At 70.7% G+C, this 17,247-nt stretch carries 18 protein-coding genes; 6 read left to right on the plus strand and 12 right to left on the minus strand.

Annotation, left to right across the window (positions count from 1 at the left end; all coding sequences use genetic code 11):
* Window positions 1-93: 93 nt before the first annotated feature.
* The gene (locus tag ACGF5O_RS42135; RefSeq protein ID WP_393815234.1) at window positions 94-1,227 is read right to left on the minus strand and encodes a zinc-dependent metalloprotease; all 1,134 of its coding nucleotides are present in this window, start codon (window positions 1,225-1,227) and stop codon (window positions 94-96) included.
* Between the two features lie 131 nt (window positions 1,228-1,358).
* Complete coding sequence (gene dacB, locus ACGF5O_RS42140; RefSeq protein ID WP_393815235.1) at window positions 1,359-2,975, minus strand: D-alanyl-D-alanine carboxypeptidase/D-alanyl-D-alanine-endopeptidase; 1,617 nt, start codon at window positions 2,973-2,975, stop codon at window positions 1,359-1,361.
* 124 nt (window positions 2,976-3,099) lie between these two features.
* Here dacB and ACGF5O_RS42145 point away from each other — a divergent pair, with 124 nt between their 5' ends.
* On the plus strand, window positions 3,100-3,591 hold the full coding sequence (locus ACGF5O_RS42145; protein ID WP_089099927.1) for an inorganic diphosphatase: 492 nt from the start codon (window positions 3,100-3,102) through the stop codon (window positions 3,589-3,591).
* A gap of 129 nt (window positions 3,592-3,720) precedes the next feature.
* Entirely contained in the window at window positions 3,721-5,379 is a 1,659-nt protein-coding gene (locus ACGF5O_RS42150; RefSeq protein WP_393815236.1) for a threonine/serine exporter ThrE family protein, read from the plus strand.
* Window positions 5,380-5,478: 99 nt separating this feature from the next.
* Here the strand turns inward: ACGF5O_RS42150 and ACGF5O_RS42155 are convergent, their stop codons facing one another.
* Window positions 5,479-6,369, minus strand: coding sequence for a DedA family protein (locus ACGF5O_RS42155; RefSeq protein WP_393815365.1), 891 nt, complete (start codon window positions 6,367-6,369; stop codon window positions 5,479-5,481).
* A gap of 183 nt (window positions 6,370-6,552) precedes the next feature.
* Between ACGF5O_RS42155 and ACGF5O_RS42160 the strand changes: the two genes are divergently transcribed.
* Window positions 6,553-6,921 (plus strand): YbjQ family protein, encoded by a 369-nt coding sequence (locus ACGF5O_RS42160; RefSeq protein ID WP_393815237.1) that lies wholly within the window; start codon window positions 6,553-6,555, stop codon window positions 6,919-6,921.
* Here the strand turns inward: ACGF5O_RS42160 and ACGF5O_RS42165 are convergent, their stop codons facing one another.
* Window positions 6,922-7,683: a MerR family transcriptional regulator gene (locus tag ACGF5O_RS42165; protein ID WP_393815238.1), complete on the minus strand. Its 762-nt coding sequence runs from the start codon at window positions 7,681-7,683 to the stop codon at window positions 6,922-6,924. It abuts the gene before it with no gap.
* A 103-nt stretch (window positions 7,684-7,786) separates the two neighbouring features.
* On the opposite strand from ACGF5O_RS42165, the gene ACGF5O_RS42170 reads away from it, so the two are divergent.
* Window positions 7,787-9,073: an ion channel protein gene (locus tag ACGF5O_RS42170; protein ID WP_393815239.1), complete on the plus strand. Its 1,287-nt coding sequence runs from the start codon at window positions 7,787-7,789 to the stop codon at window positions 9,071-9,073.
* A 40-nt stretch (window positions 9,074-9,113) separates the two neighbouring features.
* Window positions 9,114-10,523 (plus strand): glutamate decarboxylase, encoded by a 1,410-nt coding sequence (locus ACGF5O_RS42175; protein WP_393815240.1) that lies wholly within the window; start codon window positions 9,114-9,116, stop codon window positions 10,521-10,523.
* A 110-nt stretch (window positions 10,524-10,633) separates the two neighbouring features.
* Here ACGF5O_RS42175 and ACGF5O_RS42180 read toward each other — a convergent pair whose 3' ends face one another.
* The 3 genes from ACGF5O_RS42180 to ACGF5O_RS42190 form a co-directional block, all read right to left on the minus strand.
* Window positions 10,634-11,173, minus strand: coding sequence for a DinB family protein (locus ACGF5O_RS42180; protein ID WP_393815241.1), 540 nt, complete (start codon window positions 11,171-11,173; stop codon window positions 10,634-10,636).
* Window positions 11,174-11,277: 104 nt separating this feature from the next.
* Window positions 11,278-12,738 carry an aldehyde dehydrogenase family protein gene (locus ACGF5O_RS42185; protein ID WP_393815242.1) on the minus strand — a complete coding sequence of 487 codons (1,461 nt, stop codon included), beginning with the start codon at window positions 12,736-12,738 and terminating at the stop codon, window positions 11,278-11,280.
* Window positions 12,739-12,848: 110 nt separating this feature from the next.
* Window positions 12,849-13,673 (minus strand): helix-turn-helix domain-containing protein, encoded by an 825-nt coding sequence (locus ACGF5O_RS42190; RefSeq protein WP_393815366.1) that lies wholly within the window; start codon window positions 13,671-13,673, stop codon window positions 12,849-12,851.
* A 333-nt stretch (window positions 13,674-14,006) separates the two neighbouring features.
* On the opposite strand from ACGF5O_RS42190, the gene ACGF5O_RS42195 reads away from it, so the two are divergent.
* Window positions 14,007-14,507 (plus strand): ATP-binding protein, encoded by a 501-nt coding sequence (locus tag ACGF5O_RS42195; RefSeq protein ID WP_393815243.1) that lies wholly within the window; start codon window positions 14,007-14,009, stop codon window positions 14,505-14,507.
* Window positions 14,508-14,598: 91 nt separating this feature from the next.
* On the opposite strand, the gene ACGF5O_RS42200 is transcribed toward ACGF5O_RS42195, so the two are convergent.
* From ACGF5O_RS42200 to rpmG, 5 genes are all read right to left on the minus strand, one after another.
* Window positions 14,599-14,868: a DUF397 domain-containing protein gene (locus ACGF5O_RS42200; protein WP_177232996.1), complete on the minus strand. Its 270-nt coding sequence runs from the start codon at window positions 14,866-14,868 to the stop codon at window positions 14,599-14,601.
* Window positions 14,869-15,367: 499 nt separating this feature from the next.
* On the minus strand, window positions 15,368-15,610 hold the full coding sequence (gene rpsR, locus ACGF5O_RS42205; protein ID WP_393815244.1) for a 30S ribosomal protein S18: 243 nt from the start codon (window positions 15,608-15,610) through the stop codon (window positions 15,368-15,370).
* Window positions 15,611-15,614: 4 nt separating this feature from the next.
* The gene (locus tag ACGF5O_RS42210; protein WP_393815245.1) at window positions 15,615-16,784 is read right to left on the minus strand and encodes a CobW family GTP-binding protein; all 1,170 of its coding nucleotides are present in this window, start codon (window positions 16,782-16,784) and stop codon (window positions 15,615-15,617) included.
* On the minus strand, window positions 16,784-17,044 hold the full coding sequence (locus ACGF5O_RS42215; protein ID WP_393815246.1) for a type B 50S ribosomal protein L31: 261 nt from the start codon (window positions 17,042-17,044) through the stop codon (window positions 16,784-16,786). Before ACGF5O_RS42215 ends, ACGF5O_RS42210 begins: the two co-directional genes overlap by 1 nt.
* 9 nt (window positions 17,045-17,053) lie before the next feature.
* Window positions 17,054-17,218, minus strand: a complete 165-nt coding sequence (rpmG, locus tag ACGF5O_RS42220) for a 50S ribosomal protein L33 (RefSeq protein ID WP_217556043.1) — start codon at window positions 17,216-17,218, stop codon at window positions 17,054-17,056.
* Window positions 17,219-17,247 lie beyond the last annotated feature (29 nt).

Genomic DNA, 17,247 nt, shown 5'->3' on the forward strand with positions numbered 1-17,247 from the left:
ACGCCTACCCATCGCTCACGGTCCCTCGGACGGGTGATTGGAGGGGCGTTCGCCTGCCGTCGGCCGGTTTCCGTTCACCGCACTTCCGCTGGTTCACGACTCGGACTTGCGGTGCACCCGCGCGACCCAGTCCGCCGGTTTGGCGATCTCCGCCTTGGTCGGCAGTGTGTTCGGGGAGGTCCACACCCGGTTGAAGCCGTCCATGCCGACCTGCTCGACGACGGCCCGCACGAACCGTTCGCCGTCCCGGTACTGACGGAGTTTGGCATCCAGGCCGAGCAGCTTGCGCAGGGTCATGTCGAGCCGGGAGGCGCCCTTGGCGCGCCGCTGCTGGAACTTCTCGCGGATCTCGGCGACGGTCGGCACGACCGCGGGTCCCACGCCGTCCATGACGAAGTCGGCGTGGCCCTCCAGGAGGGACATGACGGCGGTGAGCCGGCCGAGGATCTCGCGCTGGGCGGGGGTCTGCACGAGTTCGACGAACGACCGTCCGCCGTCGTCCTCCTCGGCCTCGGGGCGGCTTCCGGCGAGGGACTGGGCGGCGTCCCTGATGCGTTCGAGGACGGTCATCGGGTCGACGTCGGTCTCCGAGAGGAACGACTGGATCTCGCCCTCCAGGTGGGCGCGCAGCCAGGGCACCGCCGTGAACTGGGTGCGGTGCGTCTCCTCGTGCAGGCACACCCACAGGCGGAAGTCGTGGGGCTGGACGTCGAGTTCGCGCTCCACGTGGACGATGTTCGGGGCGACGAGCAGCAGTCGGCCGCCGCCGTTCTCGTCGGCCGGGAGGTCGCGGGAGGAGGGGGCGAAGGTCTCGTACTGGCCGAGGACCCGGGACGACAGGAACGACAGGAGCATGCCGAGTTCCACGCCGGTGACCTTGCCGCCGACCGCGCCGAGGACGGCGCCGCCGGGGGAGCCCGCGCGCCGCTCCTGCATCTTCTCGAGCAGCGGCTTGAGGAGTTCCCGGAAACCGGCGACGTTCGCCTTCACCCAGCCGGGCCTGTCCACCACCAGAACGGGGGTGTCGTGAATGTCGTCGGTCCCCATACGAGTGAAGCCCCGGACGTGTTCCTCCGAGGCCTTCGCGTGCCGCCGCAGTTCGGCGACGATGACCCGGGCCTCGTCGCGGCTCACCTCGGGCCCCGGCCGCACGAGCCGGGTCGCGGTCGCCACCGCGAGATTCCAGTCGACCATCCCAGAAGAAGCAGCGCCACCGATGCTCGTCATGCGTCAACCGTACGTTAGCGCTACCGGTTGGGGCAGGCCGTGGGGGTTGGTGAGGTTGGCGTGACTTGTGTGGTGGGGTCGGGTTGGAGGCTTGCGTCGGCCGGGGTGGACAGGGCGGCGGAGAGGCGTGGTCACAGCCCCGCCAAGGCCGTTGCCGCCTGGTCGAGGGCCGCCTGGGCCGCCGGCGGGTTCGTCGTGTTCGAGGTGAGGAAGGCGAAGGCGAGGAGACGGCCGTCCTTGTCGACGACCGTGCCCGCGAGGGTGTTGACGCCGGTGAGGGTGCCGGTCTTGGCGCGTACGACGCCCGCGGCGCCGTCCGTGTAGCGGCTGGTGAGGGTGCCCGTGAAGTGGGCGACGGGGAGGCCGGTGAGGACCGCGCGCAGGCCCGGCCGCTCCACGTCGCCGGCCTTGGCGAGGAGGGCGGTGAGGAGGTTCGCCGTCAGCCGGTCGTCGCGGTTCAGGCCGCTGCCGTCGTGGAAGGAGGCGCCGGTCATCGGCAGGCCGAGCTTGCTGAGCTGGGCGTCGATCGCCGCCGCTCCCCCGTCGAAGCTGGCCTCCTTGCCGGTCGCGAGCGCCGTCTGGCGGGCCAGGGCCTCGGCGATGTCGTTGTCGCTGTTGGTCAGCATGCGTTCGACGATCGAGGACAGCGGCGGCGAGGAGACGGTGGCGAGGGTCTCGGCCCGGCCGCTCGCCTTGGAGGTGCCCGGTGCCGAGGTCTTGATGCCGGCGTCCGCCAGGAAGCCCGCGAACTTCCGTGCCGCGTCGGCCGCCGGGTCGCCGACCCGGAGCACGGGTCCCTCGGTGGAGTCGTTGGTGCGGCCCTCGTCGGCCGTCAGCGGGGTCACGCGCGCGAGGTTCTCGTTGACGCCGATGGAGTGCAGGTCGGGGCCGGAGTAGAGCGTGGTGTCGTAGGAGAGGGTGATCTGCCCGATGCCCCGCGCGGTCAGCGACCTCGCCGTCTCGGTGGCGAGGGTGCGCAGGCTGGCCCAGCCGGCCGCGTCCTGGTGCGCGGTCAGGGTGGGGTCGCCGCCGCCGACCAGGACGACCTCCCTGGTGCCGGGTTCGAGGGCCACGCGCGTGGTGATGCGGTGGTCGGGGCCGAGGGCGGAGAGGGCGGCGACGGCGGTGGCGATCTTGGTGGTGGAGGCGGGGGTCAGGGCGGTGTCGGCGCCGGAGCCGTAGAGGCGACTGCCGGTGGCCACGTCGACGACCACGGCGGTACGGACGCTGCCGAGCGCCGGGGCCTTCAGGAGGGGTCCCAGGAGGTTCGTGACGGCCGTTCCCGAGATGCCGACCGACTTTCCGGCGGGCGCCGACTTCACGGTGTTCGTGGCGCCGTTCAGCCCCGTGAGGACGGGTCCGGCGCTGGGCGCGGGGCGGGGCTCGCCGTCGGCTGTGACGGAGTCCGCACCGGAACCGTGATCTGTGCCACCCGTCCGCTCCGGGGCGGTGGCCCGGTCCCGCTCGGCCGTACGCTGACCGTTGGCGTCCCAGGGGCCCGCCACGGTCACCGCACCGGCGGCCAGGGCGAGCCCGGCCGTGGCGGCGCCCGCGGTGTACTGCCAGGTCCTGAGGGTCCGGATCCGAGGTCGAGGGGGGCGGACCAGGGTGGCCAGCCGGGGTCCCGTCGCGCGCGTGACGCGTGCGAGGCGCGGTCCCACTGCCCGCCACAACCGCGCGACCTGCGGTTTCACGGTGTTCACCAGGCGTGCAAGCCGTGGTCGTACGGCGCCCGCGATCTTCCGCACACGCGGTTTCGCGGACTGCCAAGGCCTCAGCTCTGGCACGACCACCAGCCCCTTTCGCGATCACACACCTGCGTGGGGGACACTTAACCATCAGAACTATGTGTTGATCATGGAGGAGCCACCGGTGGAGTTCGACGTCACGATCGAGATCCCGAAGGGTTCGCGGAACAAGTACGAGGTGGACCACGAGACCGGTCGGATCCGCCTCGACCGTCGTCTCTTCACCTCGACCGCCTACCCGACCGACTACGGCTTCGTCGAGAACACCCTCGGCGAGGACGGCGACCCGCTGGACGCGCTGGTCATCCTGGACGAGCCGACGTTCCCGGGCTGCCTGATCAAGTGCCGCGCGATCGGCATGTTCCGGATGACGGACGAGGCCGGCGGCGACGACAAGCTGCTGTGCGTCCCGGCGACCGACCCGCGCGTGGAGCACCTGCGCGACATCCACCACGTGTCGGAGTTCGACCGCCTGGAGATCCAGCACTTCTTCGAGGTCTACAAGGACCTGGAGCCCGGCAAGTCCGTCGAGGGCGCCAACTGGGTCGGCCGCACCGACGCCGAGGTCGAGATCGAGCGGTCGTACAAGCGCTTCAAGGAGTCGGGCGGTCACTGACCCCCCTCTGGCAGGCCAGCACCGGGAAACGGGCCGCACGCACGCGTGGGGCCCGTTTTTCGTGTCCGCGGAGCGGTCATGCGCATACTGAGGCTCAGGTGAAGTTGTCGTTCAGGGAGCGTTACGACGGTGACGGAGGCGGAGGACCGCAAGCCCGGGTCGGACGAGGCGCGGTACGACCCGGAGCTCACGTCCGAGTTCGCCGTCCCCCGGGGCATCGAGGTCCCCGAGGGCGGCGGCGGTGAGCCGGAGACGACGTCCGAGTTCGCGGTGCCGGAGGGGTTCGCGGCGCCGCAGCCTGCGGTCGCCGAGCCGGAGGGGTCGGCGTTCAGCGTGCCGAGCACCTACAGCGCCCAGGACGCCCCGCCGGTCTTCACGCCGGCCTCCGGGTTCCCCGCGGTCAGCCTCGTCAAGGACGCGCCCTGGCAGGACCGGATGCGCACGATGCTGCGCATGCCGGTGGCCGAGCGGCCGGCGGTGGAGCCGGCGCAGAAGGCCGAGGAGGGCGCTCCCGCCGTCCCGCGCGTGCTCGACCTGACGCTGCGTATCGGGGAGTTGCTGCTGGCGGGCGGCGAGGGCGCGGAGGACGTGGAGGCCGCGATGTTCGCGGTCTGCCGGTCCTACGGCCTCGACCGCTGCGAGCCGAACGTCACCTTCACGCTGCTGGCGATCTCGTACCAGCCCTCGCTCGTCGACGACCCGGTGACCGCGTCCAGGACGGTACGGCGGCGCGGGACCGACTACACGCGGCTGGCCGCCGTCTTCCGGCTCGTGGACGACCTGACCGACCCCGAGACCCATGTCTCCCTGGAGGAGGCCTACCGGCGGCTCGCGGAGATCAGGCGCAACCGGCACCCGTACCCCGGCTGGGCGCTGACCGCCGCGAGCGGGCTGCTCGCGGGGGCCGCCTCCGTGCTGGTCGGCGGTGACCTGCTGGTGTTCGTGGCGGCGGCGATCGGCGCGATGCTCGGCGACCGGCTGGCGTGGCTGTGCGCGGGGCGGGGGCTGCCGGAGTTCTACCAGTTCATGATCGCCGCGATGCCGCCGGCCGCGATCGGGATCGCCTTCTCGCTCGCCCACGTCGACGTCGCGGCGTCCGCCGTCGTCACCGGTGGGCTGTTCGCACTGCTGCCAGGACGGGCCCTCGTCGCGGGCGTCCAGGACGGGCTCACCGGCTTCTACATCACCGCCTCCGCGCGCCTGCTGGAGGTCATGTACTTCTTCGTCGGCATCGTCATCGGGGTGCTGACCGTCCTGTACTTCGGCGTGAAGCTGGGCGGCCGGCTCAATCCCGACGCGGCGCTGATCGGCTCCCATCGGCCGCTGCTGCAGATCGCCGCGTCGATGGTACTGTCGCTGACCTTCGCGGTCCTGCTCCAGCAGGAACGATCCACCGTGCTGGCGGTGACCCTCAACGGGGGCGTGGCGTGGTCGGTCTACGGCGCGATGCACTACGCCGGGGGGATCTCGCCGGTCGCCTCCACGGCGGTGGCGGCCGGGCTGGTGGGGTTGTTCGGGCAGCTGCTGTCGCGGTACCGGTTCGCGTCCGCGCTGCCGTACACGACGGCGGCGATCGGGCCGCTGCTGCCGGGGTCGGCGACCTATTTCGGGCTGCTGTCGATGGCGCAGAACGAGGTCGACAAGGGGCTGGTGTCGCTGGCCAAGGCGGCGTCACTCGCCATGGCCATCGCCATCGGGGTCAATCTGGGGTCGGAGATCTCCCGGCTGACCCTGCGGGTGGGGTCGGCGGGGAAGCGGAGGGCCGCGAAGCGGACGAGGGGGTTCTGAGCGCCCACCGGGGTGGGGGCTCGGGCCGGACGGCGGCTGCGGGTGCGTGGGGGTTGATCGCGCAGTTCCCCGCGCCCCTTAAAAGCAGGGCGTTGCCGCTTACGGGGCTCGGTAGTGGTCCTCGGTGTACGGGTTGGGCTGCTGGCCGTAGGCGTTCTGGTCGTAGCCGTCGTAGCCGCCCTGGTCGTAGTACGGCTGCTGCTGGCCGTAGCCGTACTGCTGCTGGGACTGGGGCTGGGGCTGCTGGCCGTACTGCTGCTGGGACTGCTGCGGGGTGTAGGTCGGCTCGATCCTGCGGAGCTGGGTCGTGGCGTCGTCCATCATCGGGGGCGCCGCGGTCGCGGGGTGCTGCTGGAACGGCTGGAAGGGCTGCTCGGGCGGGGTCGCCGCGGCCTCCTTCTTCGCCTTCGAGCGGGCCCGCAGGAACTCGATGGCGATCGGGACGACCGAGACGAGGACGATCAGTATCAGGATCGCCTCGATGTTGTTCTTGACGAAGTCGATCTTGCCGAGCCAGGAGCCGAGCAGGGTGACGCCGGCGCCCCACAGGACACCGCCGATGACGTTGAACGTCAGGAACGAGCGGTACTTCATGCCGCTGACGCCGGCGATGATGGGCGTGAACGTGCGGATCACGGGCACGAAGCGGGCCAGGATCAGGGACTTGGGGCCGTGCTTCTCGAAGAACTCGTGCGCCTTCGCCACGTTCTCCTGCTTGAAGAGGCGGGAGTCGGGGCGGTTGAAGAGCGTCGGGCCGACCTTCTTGCCGAACATGTAGCCCGCCTGGTCGCCGAGGATCGCGGCGACGCAGATCAGGGCGACGGCACCCCACAGCGGGAAGTCCAGCTGGTTCGAGGTGATCAGCAGGCCGCAGGTGAAGAGGAGGGAGTCGCCCGGGAGGAAGAAGCCGATCAGGAGGCCGGACTCGGCGAAGACGACCAGGAGCAGGCCCCAGATGCCGAACTGGTCGAGAAGGGTGTTGGGATCCATCCAGCTCGGGCCGAGGGCAAGCGTGGTCGTCACGGTTCCGGTCACGGTTCCGGGCTCCTGAGGGGTGAGGGCAGTGCAAGTGCCTTGTGCGGGCGCACAAAGCTATCAACGCATTGTGTCCGCCCCAGGTTCCACCGGTGGATCCAGGATGCACTGTGGGCGCCCTGGGGAATGGCTGTGCACATGGGTATCGAAGAGTACGGCGGCGGTCAGGGACCGCAGGCCGATGTGCTGGTCGTCACCACGAACGACGTTCCCGGGTACCGGGTGCGGGAGGTCATCGGCGAGGTCTTCGGGCTGACCGTGCGCTCCCGGCACCTGGGCAGTCAGATCGGCGCGGGTCTGAAGTCGATGATCGGGGGTGAGCTGAAGGGGCTGACGAAAACGCTGGTCCAGACCCGCAACCAGGCCATGGAACGGCTGGTCGAGCAGGCACGCGCGCGTGGTGCCAACGCCGTGCTGGCCTTCCGGTTCGACGTGACCGAGGCGGCGGACACGGGGACCGAGGTGTGTGCCTACGGGACTGCCGTGATCGTCGAGAAGGCCGCCTAGTCACCCCGCGAGCCGGGCCGCGTTCGCCTCGATCGCCTCCTTGAGGTGCTCGGCCAGGCCCGGGGCCATCGAGTCGTAGAAGGCCTTGAAGCGCTCGTCGGACACGTACATCGCGGCGAGGCAGCGGTGCATCTCGGGCGGGCAGTCGTAGAACCAGGCCGAGATGTGCCGCCGGTGTTCCTCCGCCATGTCCATGGCCCGTTCGCCGGCCGCCGGCTCGGCGGCGGTCACCAGGGCGGCGTAACGCGCGCTCCAGTCGTCGACCTCGGCCTTCATCCGCTGCCAGTCGGCCTTGGTGTAGCGGGCCGCGCGGCGCTGGGACTCGGCGTAGGCCTCGGTGCCGCCCCAGCGCTGTTCGGCCTCCTCGGCGTACTGCTCGGGGTCCTTGTCCCCGAAGACCTCGAAGCGTTCCTCGGGGGTGAGGTCGATGCCCATTCTGCGTGCCTCCATGGCGTGCTCCACGGCCGCGGCCATCTTCTGCAGTTTCTCGATCCGGGCGGTCAGCAGTTCGTGCTGCCGGCGCAGCTGTACGCGCGGGTCCGCCTCCGGGTCGTCCAGCAGGGCCGCGACCTCGTCGAGCGGGAAGCCGAGCTCCCGGTAGAACAGGATCCGCTGGAGCCGTTCCAGGTCGGCGTCGCCGTAGCGCCGGTGGCCCGCGGTGCTGCGCTCGCCCGGGACCAGCAGGCCGATCTCGTCGTAGTGGTGCAGCGTGCGCACGGTGACGCCGGCGAACCCGGCGACCTGTCCGACGGAGTAGCTCACTTCCGCTCCTTTCCGTGCTCCACCCTGGGGCCTCACGTCACGTCAGGTGCAAGCCGGTTTCGTTCAGGATGTTGTGCCGGTTTTGCCCGCTTATGGTGGGCCCGTGGCCCAGGACACCGCGCAGCAGGCGCTTCCCATCCCGCCCTCGGCCCCCGCGCGCGCCCTGCTGCCGCTGATCCTGCCCGCCCTCGTCGTCGGGGTCGGGAGCAGCCTGCTGTTCCTGCTGGTGAGCTCGCTGGCCGAACGGCTGCAGCACGTGCTGTGGAACAACCTGCCGGACGCGCTGGGCATCGGACGGTACTCGGTGCTGTGGATGCTGGTGATGCTGACGGCCACCGGGGTCGCGGTGGGGCTGGTGGTGTGGAAGGTGCCGGGGCACGCAGGGCCGGATCCGGCCACCCTGGGCCTGGAGGCGGTGGCGCTGCCGCCGGCCGTGCTGCCGGGGCTGGTGCTGGCGACCGTGCTGATGCTGGCCGGCGGGCCGAGCCTCGGTCCGGAGAACCCGCTCATCGCCGTCAACGTCGGGCTGGCGCTGTGGCTGGGGCGGCTCGCGATGCCCCGGCTGCCGGGCTCGCTGTGGCCCGCGCTGGCCGACGCGGCGACGCTCGGCGCGCTGTTCGGGACGCCGGTGGCGGCGGCCCTGGTGATCTCCGAGGCGCTGGCCGGAAAGCCGCTGAAGGGCGCGCTGTGGGACAACCTCTTCGGACCGCTGATGGCCGCGGGGGCCGGTTCGATGACGACCGCCCTGGTGGCCCGCCCGACCCTGGACCTCGGCCTGCCCGCGCTCGGCCACCCGCACTGGCCCGATCTGCTGGCGGTGCTGGTGATCGCCCCCGCGGCCGCACTGCTCGGCATGTGCGCCGTCTACGTCTTCCCGTCCGTGCACGGCGCCTTCCGGCGTCTCGGGCACCCGATGGCGGCCCTTCCGGCCGGCGGGCTCGTGCTGGGCCTCCTGGGGGCGCTGGGCGGTCATCTGACGCTCTTCAAGGGGCTGGACGAGGTCGCGGAGCTGGCGAAGGACCCGGAGGGCTGGTCGGCCGGGCAGTTCGCCGTGATGGCGGTGGTCAAGCTGGCCGCGCTGCTGGTAGCCGCCTCCTGCGGTTTCCGCGGTGGCCGGATCTTTCCCTCGGTGTTCATCGGCGCGGCCCTCGGGCTGTGCGCCCACGCCCTGGTGCCCGCGGTCCAGCCCTCGGTGGGCGTGGCGGCGGGTGTGCTGGGCATGCTGTTGGCGATCACCCGGCAGGGCTGGGTGAGCCTGTTCACGGCCGCGGTGCTGGTGGCCTCGACGAGCATCATCGCGTTGCTGTGCATCGCGTCGCTGCCCGCGTGGCTGCTGGTGACCGGGCGGCCGAGAATGCAGTTGCGGGCGGACGGTACGGCCCTGCGCTGATCCTTGCGAACCCCCTCATGTCGTCCAGGAGGCACTCCTCATGCCGCTGCACAAAGGCCCCCAGAAGCACCAAGAGCGACCCATGTCCGTCAACCCGTTCTTCGGGGAGGCGAACCCGGTCGCCGGCATGGCCGAGGCCCCGCCCACACACCGGCTGCCGGACGGCCCGCTGCCGCCCACGACCGCCTACCAGCTGGTGCACGACGAGTTGATGCTGGACGGCAACGCCCGGCTGAATCTGGCCACTTTCGTCACCACCTGGATGGAGCCCCAGGCCGGGATCCTGATGGCGGAGTGCGACGACAAGAACATGATCGACAAGGACGAGTACCCGCGCACCGCCGAGCTGGAGCGGCGCTGCGTGGCCATGCTCGCCGACCTGTGGAACGCGCCGGATCCGGCGAACACCATCGGCTGTTCGACGACCGGCTCCAGCGAGGCCTGCATGCTGGCCGGGATGGCGCTCAAGCGGCGCTGGATGCAGCGCAACCCCGACCGCTATCCGGGCACCGCCCGGCCGAACCTGATCATGGGCATCAACGTCCAGGTCTGCTGGGAGAAGTTCTGCAACTTCTGGGAGGTGGAGCCCCGGTTCGTGCCCATGGAGGGCGACCGCTACCACCTGGACGCGCAGGCCGCCGCCGACCTCTGCGACGAGAACACCATCGGGGTCGTCGCCATCCTCGGCTCCACCTTCGACGGGTCCTACGAGCCGGTCGCCGACCTCTGCGCGGCCCTGGACGCCCTCCAGGAGCGCACCGGAATCGACGTCCCCGTCCATGTGGACGGCGCGTCCGGCGGGATGGTCGCACCCTTCCTCGACGAGGACCTGGTGTGGGACTTCCGCCTCCCGCGCGTGGCGTCGATCAACACCTCGGGCCACAAGTACGGGCTGGTCTACCCGGGCGTCGGCTGGGCGCTGTGGCGGGACAAGGAGGCGCTGCCCGAGGAACTGGTCTTCCGGGTCAACTACCTGGGCGGCGACATGCCCACCTTCGCCCTCAACTTCTCCCGCCCCGGCGCCCAGGTGGTCGCGCAGTACTACACGTTCCTGCGGCTGGGCCGGGACGGCTACCGCGCGGTGCAGCAGGCGTCCCGGGACGTGGCGACCGGGCTCGCCGAACGCATCGAGGCGCTCGGCGACTTCCGGCTCCTCACCCGGGGCGACGAACTGCCCGTGTTCGCCTTCACCACGGCCGACCACGTGACGGCGTACGACGTCTTCGACGTGTCCCGGCGGCTGCGCGAGAACGGCTGGCTGGTGCCGGCGTACACCTTCCCGGCGAACCGGGAGGACCTGTCCGTGCTGCGGGTGGTGTGCCGCAACGGCTTCTCGAAGGACCTGGCGGACCTGTTCGTCGACGACCTGACCCGGCTGCTGCCCGGGCTGCGCCGGCAGCCGCATCCGCTGACCCATGACAAGGAGGCGGCGACCAGCTTCCACCACTGACCGCTGCGCGGGGGAGCCGCGAGGTGGCGTCCGTCGTGTGCCGGCTGCGGCGCCGTCGTGGCTGGTCGCGCCCACTCGGCGGAGCCGCATATTGATACGGCCCCGCGCCCCTACGGGGCGCCCTGCTCCAGCGCGACCAGTTCGAAGGCCGTCTTGCCGTCCAGGGACTCGCGGATGATGTCGGCGTGGCCCGCGTGGCGGGCGGTCTCGCGGATCAGGTGGAGGCAGACCCAGCGCATGGAGACGCTGCCCTTGGGGAACCAGGGGGCCTCGGGGAGCGGGAAGGTGTCGTCGAGGCTGGGGACCGAGCGGATGAACTTCTCGGTCTCGGCGGCGACCTGCTCCCAGTAGGCGAGCTGCGAGGCCACCGTCTCGTCGCCGACCAGCTGGAAGGTCTCGTGCCAGTTCGACTGGTCGCGCTCCATCGCCGGCGGCTCCTGCCTGGCGCGGGCGATCCAGCTCTGCTCGACCTCGGCGCAGTGCTTGAGCACGCCCGACAGGGACAGCTCGCTCGCGCTGGGCCTGCTCGCCGCCTGCTCGTCCGTCAGCCCGAGCAGCGCCCGGCGGATGCCGCCGCGCTGCTCCTCGATGAAGGAGAGCAGTGCTCCGCGCTCGTCGCCCTGTGCTTCCGCGGGAACGTGAGTGACCATGACGGCCGCCTTTCCTCGGGTGGTGTCTCCCTGACACGACCGAAGCTACGGGCCCTATAGGACAGATAGCGTCCTATAGGGCCCGGCGACCGGAACTCTGCCGGCTAGAACGGGAAGCCGCTCCGGCCGTGCTGTACCGAGATCCACTTCAGGGTGGTGAAGGACTCCACGGTCGTCTCGCCGTTCAGGCGGCCGATCCCGGAGTGCTTCTCGCCGCCGAAGGGGACGACGGGCTCGTCGTGGACGGTGCCGTCGTTGACGTGGAACATCCCGGTGTCGATCTGCTTGGCGAAGGCCACGCCCCGCTCGACGTCCCCGGTGTGGACGGCGCCGCTGAGGCCGTAGGGGGTGTCGTTGACGAGGCGTACGGCCTCCTCCTCGCCGTCGAACGGGATGAGGAAGGCGACCGGGCCGAAGACCTCCTGGCGGAGCAGGTCGGAGTCGGCCGGGACGCCGGTGAGGACCGAGGGCTCGACCAGGTTGTCGGTGGTCGTGCCGCGCACCAGGGCGGTGGCACCCTCGGCGACGGCCTGCTCGACCGTGGCCGAAATCGACTCCGCCTGCTGGGAGTTGATCAGCGGGCCGATGACGGTCGCCGGGTCGTTCGGGTCGCCGGCCTTGAGGGTCTTCACCTTGGCGACGAACTTCTCGGTGAACTCGTCCGCGATCGAGCGGTCGACCAGGACGCGGTTGGCGGCCATGCAGACCTGGCCCTGGTGGACGTAGCGGCTGAAGACCGCGGCGTCGACCGCGTAGTCGATGTCGGCGTCGTCGAGGACCACGACCGCGCTGTTGCCGCCCAGTTCGAGCACCGTGCGCTTGAAGAGCGAGGCGCAGACGGTGGCCACGTGGCGGCCGACCTTGTCGGAGCCGGTGAAGGAGATGACCTTGGGGATCGGGTGCTCGATGAACGCGTCGCCGATCTCCGCGATGTCGGTGACGACGACGTTGAGCAGGCCGCCGGGCAGGCCCGCGTCCTCGAAGATCTTCGCGACCAGGGTGCCGCCGACGATCGGGGTGTTCTGGTGCGGCTTGAGGACCACGGCGTTGCCGAGCGCGAGGGCCGGGGCGACCGACTTGATCGACAGCAGGAAGGGGAAGTTGAAGGGGCTGATCACGCCCACGACGCCGACCGGCACCCGGTAGACGCGGTTCTCCTTGCCGTCCACCGGGGAGGGCAGGATCCTGCCCTCCGGGCGCAGCGCCCACTGGATCGACTCGCGCAGGAACTCCTTGGCGAGATGCAGCTCGAAGGCTGCCTTCAGACGCGTGCCGCCGAGCTCGGCGATGATCGCCTCGGTGATCTCCGCGTCCCGCTCCTCGATGAGGCGCAGGGCCTTCTCGAAGACGGCGCGGCGGGCGTAGGGGTTGGTGGCGGCCCACTGCTTCTGGGCGCGCGCGGCGGCCTGGTAGGCCTGATCCACCTCGTCGACCGCGGCTATGGTGATCGACGCGAGCTTCTCGCCGTCGTACGGGTTGAAGTCGATGATGTCCCAGGAACCGGTCCCCGGGCGCCACTCACCGTCGATGTACTGCTGGGCCAGGTCAGTGAAGTACGACGACATGTGATCCCCAAATCACTAGCAGGCATGATCAACATCACGGTCTGATCACGCGTCATCGTACTTGTGTTACAGGGGAGTTGGGGACAGAGAGCGAACTTCTGGGGAGAGCCCTAGGAAAGTTGGAGGAGACCCCGGAGCAGGTCCCGGCTCTCGTCGGGTCCCGGGCTGTCCTGCTGGAGTTCCTTGAGCGCCTGCTCGTACTGGGCGACGTCCTCGCGCTTGTCGAGGTAGAGGGCGCTGGTGAGCTGCTCCAGGTAGACCACGTCGGACAGGTCCGACTCGGGGAAGCTCAGGACGGTGAACGAACCGCCCTCCCCGGAGTGCCCGCCGAAGCTGAACGGCATGATCTGCAGCCGTACGTTGGGCCGCTCGGAGATCTCCACGAGATGCTGGAGCTGGCCGCGCATCACCTCGCGGTCGCCGTAGGGGCGGCGCAGGGCGGCCTCGTCGAGGACGATGTGGAAGTCGGGGGCGTTTTCGGCCACCAGGTACTTCTGCCGCTCCAGACGCAGCGTGACCCGCCGTTCGACGTCGGCCTCGCTGGCCCCCCGCATGCCGCGCCGCACCACCGCGCGCGCGTACTCCTCGGTCTGCAGCAGGCCGTGGATGAACTGCACCTCGTAGGCGCGGATCAGATGTGCCGCGCCCTCCAGGCCGACATAGGTGGGGAACCAGGTCGGCAGGACGTCGGAGTAACTGTGCCACCAGCCGGCGACGTTGGCTTCCCGGGCGAGGGAGAGAAGCTGTTCACGCTCGGCCTCGTCGGTGATGCCGTACAGCGTCAGCAGGTCTTCCACGTCCCTGGTCTTGAAGCTCACCCGGCCCAGCTCCATGCGGCTGATCTTCGACTCGGAGGCGCGGATCGAGTACCCCGCGGCTTCACGGGTGATGCCGCGGGCCTCGCGCAGCCGCCTGAGTTGCGAGCCGAGCAGCATTCGCCGCACCACCGATCCGGGCTCTCCCGCGCTCACGTTCGCCAGCCTCCCCAACCGTCTTCAGGGCCCGCAGTCTGCCACTAAAACACTTCGAGCAGTACTCGTCCGGTTACGGAAACGGCAAGCGGCCAAAGTTTAAGCACAGGAAGTTGCAAGCAGGTAGTAAGCCAAGGGCGGGAAGTTGGCGGAAAAAATGGCCAACAAGCGGTACGGGAGGGTCCAATTCGGTCGCGTGCACGTGCATCTGCCCTTGCATCTGCTCTACGCATCCGAAACCATGGTCCCGCGCCACCGCTGCATCGCAACGACCGCGAATTCCCGGGAGTGCCTCGCATGGGGACGAATGGATCGACCATGCTCAAGCCATTACGGCAGGGCCTTCCGCCGCTTGATCCCGCGGCCGTGTCCAACGCCGCCTCGTGCGCCCTGCCCGCCCGCTACGAAGCCGTGCGCGAAGCCCGTCAGTTCACCCGCAGAACGCTCGGCCAGTGGGACGTCGGCGACCGCTTCGACGACATCTGCCTCGTCGTCTCGGAGCTCGTCACCAACGCCCTGCGGCACGCGGTGCCCGGTGAGACCGACTGCCTCGCGCCGCCGCAGGCGCCGGCGGTGCGGCTGCACCTGATGCGGTGGACCGGGCGACTGGTGTGCGCGGTGCGCGACCCCAGCCACGAGACGCCCGTCCCGCGCGACTCCGAGGACTTCTCAGCGGAGTCGGGCCGCGGGCTGTTCCTGGTCGACTCGTTCAGCGACAGCTGGGGCTGGCACCCGCTGGCCGGCACCCTCAGCGGCAAGGTCGTGTGGGCGCTGTTCCGGCTGCAGACCGCCGAGTGAGAAACCCGGCGCCTTCGGACGCCGGGTTTCTACGCGCGTTACCCGCGCGTTGTGCACCGAAGGCACCGGGTTGCCCCGGATACGGCCGCCGTCAGCTCGTGATCAGGTGGTCGAACTCGCCGTCCTTGACGCCGAGGAGCATCGCCTCGATCTCGGCCCGCGTGTAGACGAGCGCCGGCCCGTCCGGGAAGCGCGAGTTGCGGACCGCCACGTCGCCGCCCGGCAGCCGGGCGAACTCCACGCAGGAGCCCTGCGAGTTGCTGTGCCTGCTCTTCTGCCAGGCCACTCCGTCCAGCTGCGTGGCAGCCATGCCGTTGTACACGTCAAACCCCCCGTACACGCCGTCAACGTCGAGGTCCACAGGTCGCTCCCCGGTGGTGCACTAACTGGCTGATGTGACCATTGATGCAGCGGTCAACTGACCCGGATCATAACCTTGTTCACGTGCAGATGCATGAGCAGATGCACGTGCACGGGGGGTGTTCCTGCGGTTACAGCTTTGACGCCCGCTTTACCGAGCCCGTTCCAGCGTCTGCCCCGGATCGAATACTTCCTGCACCAAGAAGAGACGCACACCCGGGCCCCCGTGTTCCAGCGCCCTTGTGACGGTCCGGTGAGCGAGATTGGCCGGAACGGGATCGGACCACCGGACGGACGGCGTCCGCTGCCTGTCGTAGGCGAGAACCTGCACGTAGACGACGCGAAAGAGGCCGGTGCGCGGGCCTGCGACGGCCCGCGCACCGGCCTCTGCGACGTCCCCGTCGGGCTACGCCGATCGGGTTACGACGATCGGGCTACGCGGACCGGGCCACAGCGGCTCGGCCACACCGGCTCGGCTACAACGACCGAAACACGACGCGTCATCGCGTGGTTCCGTACGGCAGCAGTGCCATCTCGCGCGCGTTCTTGATCGCCCTGGCCAGCAGCCGCTGCTGCCGGGCGGAGACGCGGGTGACGCGGCGGCTGCGGATCCTGCCGCGGTCGGAGACGAACTTCCGCAGCAGGTCGGTGTCCTTGTAGTCGATGTACGTCACGCCGGCCAGGTCCAGCGGGTTGGGCCGGTCCTTCACCGGGCCGCGGTCGGTCCTGCGGGGGCGGGGCATCGGGTCAGACCTCCAGAAGGGCGTCGAAGGCGGGCGGCAGCCGCAGCCAGGCGGCGCGCCCGGCGGCGTACTCGGCGTCGGTCAGCAGGCAGGACTCCAGCAGCCGTTCGAGCCCGTCGCCGTCGAGCCCGGGGGACGTGAAGACCAGGTGCTGGCAGCGGTCGCCGTGCTCCGGGTGCCAGTCGAGCGCGGCGGCGGCCCGGCGCACCGGCGGGACCAGCTCCCAGGCGGCGTCCGGGAGGGAGGCGAGCCACGGTCCCGCGCTCTCCACGCACAGGGCGCCGCCCGCCGCGTCCCAGTGGAGCAGCACGTCGGGCTTGTCGGCGAGCCAGAACCGGCCCCGGCTGCGGGCGGCCGCGCAGGTCAGGTCCTCCAGGGCGGCGTACAGCCGCCCCGGGTGGAACGGCCGCCTGTGCCGCCAGACCAGCGTGGCGACGCCGTGGCCGTCGGCCTCGGCGGGGAGCAGCGCACACGCCGGATGCTGGGCGGCCGCCGCCGCCTCGACGTCGAAACCGGCGAGCGCGGCCCGGGCCAGCGCGCCCGCGGCGCCCGCCAGGCCCCCGGGGTGGCCGCCCGGGAGGGGGACCTGGCGGGCTGTCGGATGGAGCTGCGCGAGCAGCTCGCGGTCCTCGTCGTCGGCCTCCGGCGAGTCGAGGACGGCCAGGACGGGGGCGTACTCCAGCTGCCGGGCGAAGGTGTCGGCGACCGTGCGCCGGTCGGTGGCCGCCGCGGCGAGCCCGGCGTCGGCGAGGTCGTCGCCGTTGCCGAGGCAGGGCAGCAGGAGGGCCGGGTCGACGGCGGTGATCACGCCGGTGACGGTGAGCCCGCCGGCGACGACGACCTCGGTCATCGCCTTGGGCTCGACGGAGTCCCACAGCTCGACGATCGCGAGCCGGGTGGCGCCGTCGGCGGCGAGCCGCCGCAGCTCGGGCACCAGGTCCTCGCGCAGGGCGCAGCACGCGCAGTCGTCGACCAAGGGCGTCTCGGCACTGGACAGCAGGCCGCGGGCGTCCCGGACCGTCCGCACGACCGTGCCCTCGGCGGCCATGGCGAGGTCGTGGTGGAGTACGGCGCTGCCCGGGACGTCGGCGAGCAGCCGGGCGACGGCCCGCCTGCGGGCGTCGGCGTGCAGCCCGCCGACGATCACCACGGGGAGCGGGGCTCCGGGGGGCATCAGCCCTGCCTTCCGTACCGGCGCTCGAAGCGCTCCACGCGCCCGGCGGTGTCCAGGACGCGGGCGGTGCCGGTGTGGAAGGGGTGGCTGACGTTCGAGATCTCGACATCGACCACCGGGTAGGTCCGGCCGTCCTCCCACTCGATCGTCTTGCCGGTCCCCTCCGCGCCCGCCAGCGTCGAGCGGGTGAGGAAGGCGTGGTTCGCGGCCCGGTCACGGAAGACGACGGGCCCGTAGGCGGGGTGGATTCCCTTGCGCATGGCGGCGGTTCAGCGCTCCTCTCGGAAGTCGACATGCCGTCCCGCGACCGGGTCGAACTTGCGCAGGGTCATGCGGTCCGGGTCGTTGCGGCGGTTCTTGCGGGTCACGTAGGTGTAGCCGGTCCCTGCGGTGGACCGGAGTCTGATCACCGGCCGGAGTTCGTTGCGTGCCATGACTGGTACCTTACTGAAAATGAATCCCA

This window comes from Streptomyces sp. NPDC048291, assembly GCF_043201715.1.
Classification (GTDB): Bacteria; Actinomycetota; Actinomycetes; order Streptomycetales; family Streptomycetaceae; genus Streptomyces.

Bases quoted from the DNA above. Each gene is read 5' to 3' on its own strand.
- ACGF5O_RS42210 (WP_393815245.1), bottom strand. From the start codon at position 16,784: ATGCCCCCCGGAGCCCCGCTCCCCGTGGTGATCGTCGGCGGGCTGCAC.
- ACGF5O_RS42180 (WP_393815241.1), bottom strand. From the start codon at position 11,173: ATGGTCACTCACGTTCCCGCGGAAGCACAGGGCGACGAGCGCGGAGCA.
- ACGF5O_RS42175 (WP_393815240.1), top strand. From the start codon at position 9,114: ATGCCGCTGCACAAAGGCCCCCAGAAGCACCAAGAGCGACCCATGTCC.
- rpsR (WP_393815244.1), bottom strand. From the start codon at position 15,610: ATGCCCCGCCCCCGCAGGACCGACCGCGGCCCGGTGAAGGACCGGCCC.
- rpmG (WP_217556043.1), bottom strand. From the start codon at position 17,218: ATGGCACGCAACGAACTCCGGCCGGTGATCAGACTCCGGTCCACCGCA.
- ACGF5O_RS42190 (WP_393815366.1), bottom strand. From the start codon at position 13,673: ATGCTGCTCGGCTCGCAACTCAGGCGGCTGCGCGAGGCCCGCGGCATC.
- ACGF5O_RS42155 (WP_393815365.1), bottom strand. From the start codon at position 6,369: ATGGATCCCAACACCCTTCTCGACCAGTTCGGCATCTGGGGCCTGCTC.
- ACGF5O_RS42160 (WP_393815237.1), top strand. From the start codon at position 6,553: ATGGGTATCGAAGAGTACGGCGGCGGTCAGGGACCGCAGGCCGATGTG.
- ACGF5O_RS42195 (WP_393815243.1), top strand. From the start codon at position 14,007: ATGGGGACGAATGGATCGACCATGCTCAAGCCATTACGGCAGGGCCTT.
- ACGF5O_RS42215 (WP_393815246.1), bottom strand. From the start codon at position 17,044: ATGCGCAAGGGAATCCACCCCGCCTACGGGCCCGTCGTCTTCCGTGAC.
- ACGF5O_RS42135 (WP_393815234.1), bottom strand. From the start codon at position 1,227: ATGACGAGCATCGGTGGCGCTGCTTCTTCTGGGATGGTCGACTGGAAT.
- ACGF5O_RS42185 (WP_393815242.1), bottom strand. From the start codon at position 12,738: ATGTCGTCGTACTTCACTGACCTGGCCCAGCAGTACATCGACGGTGAG.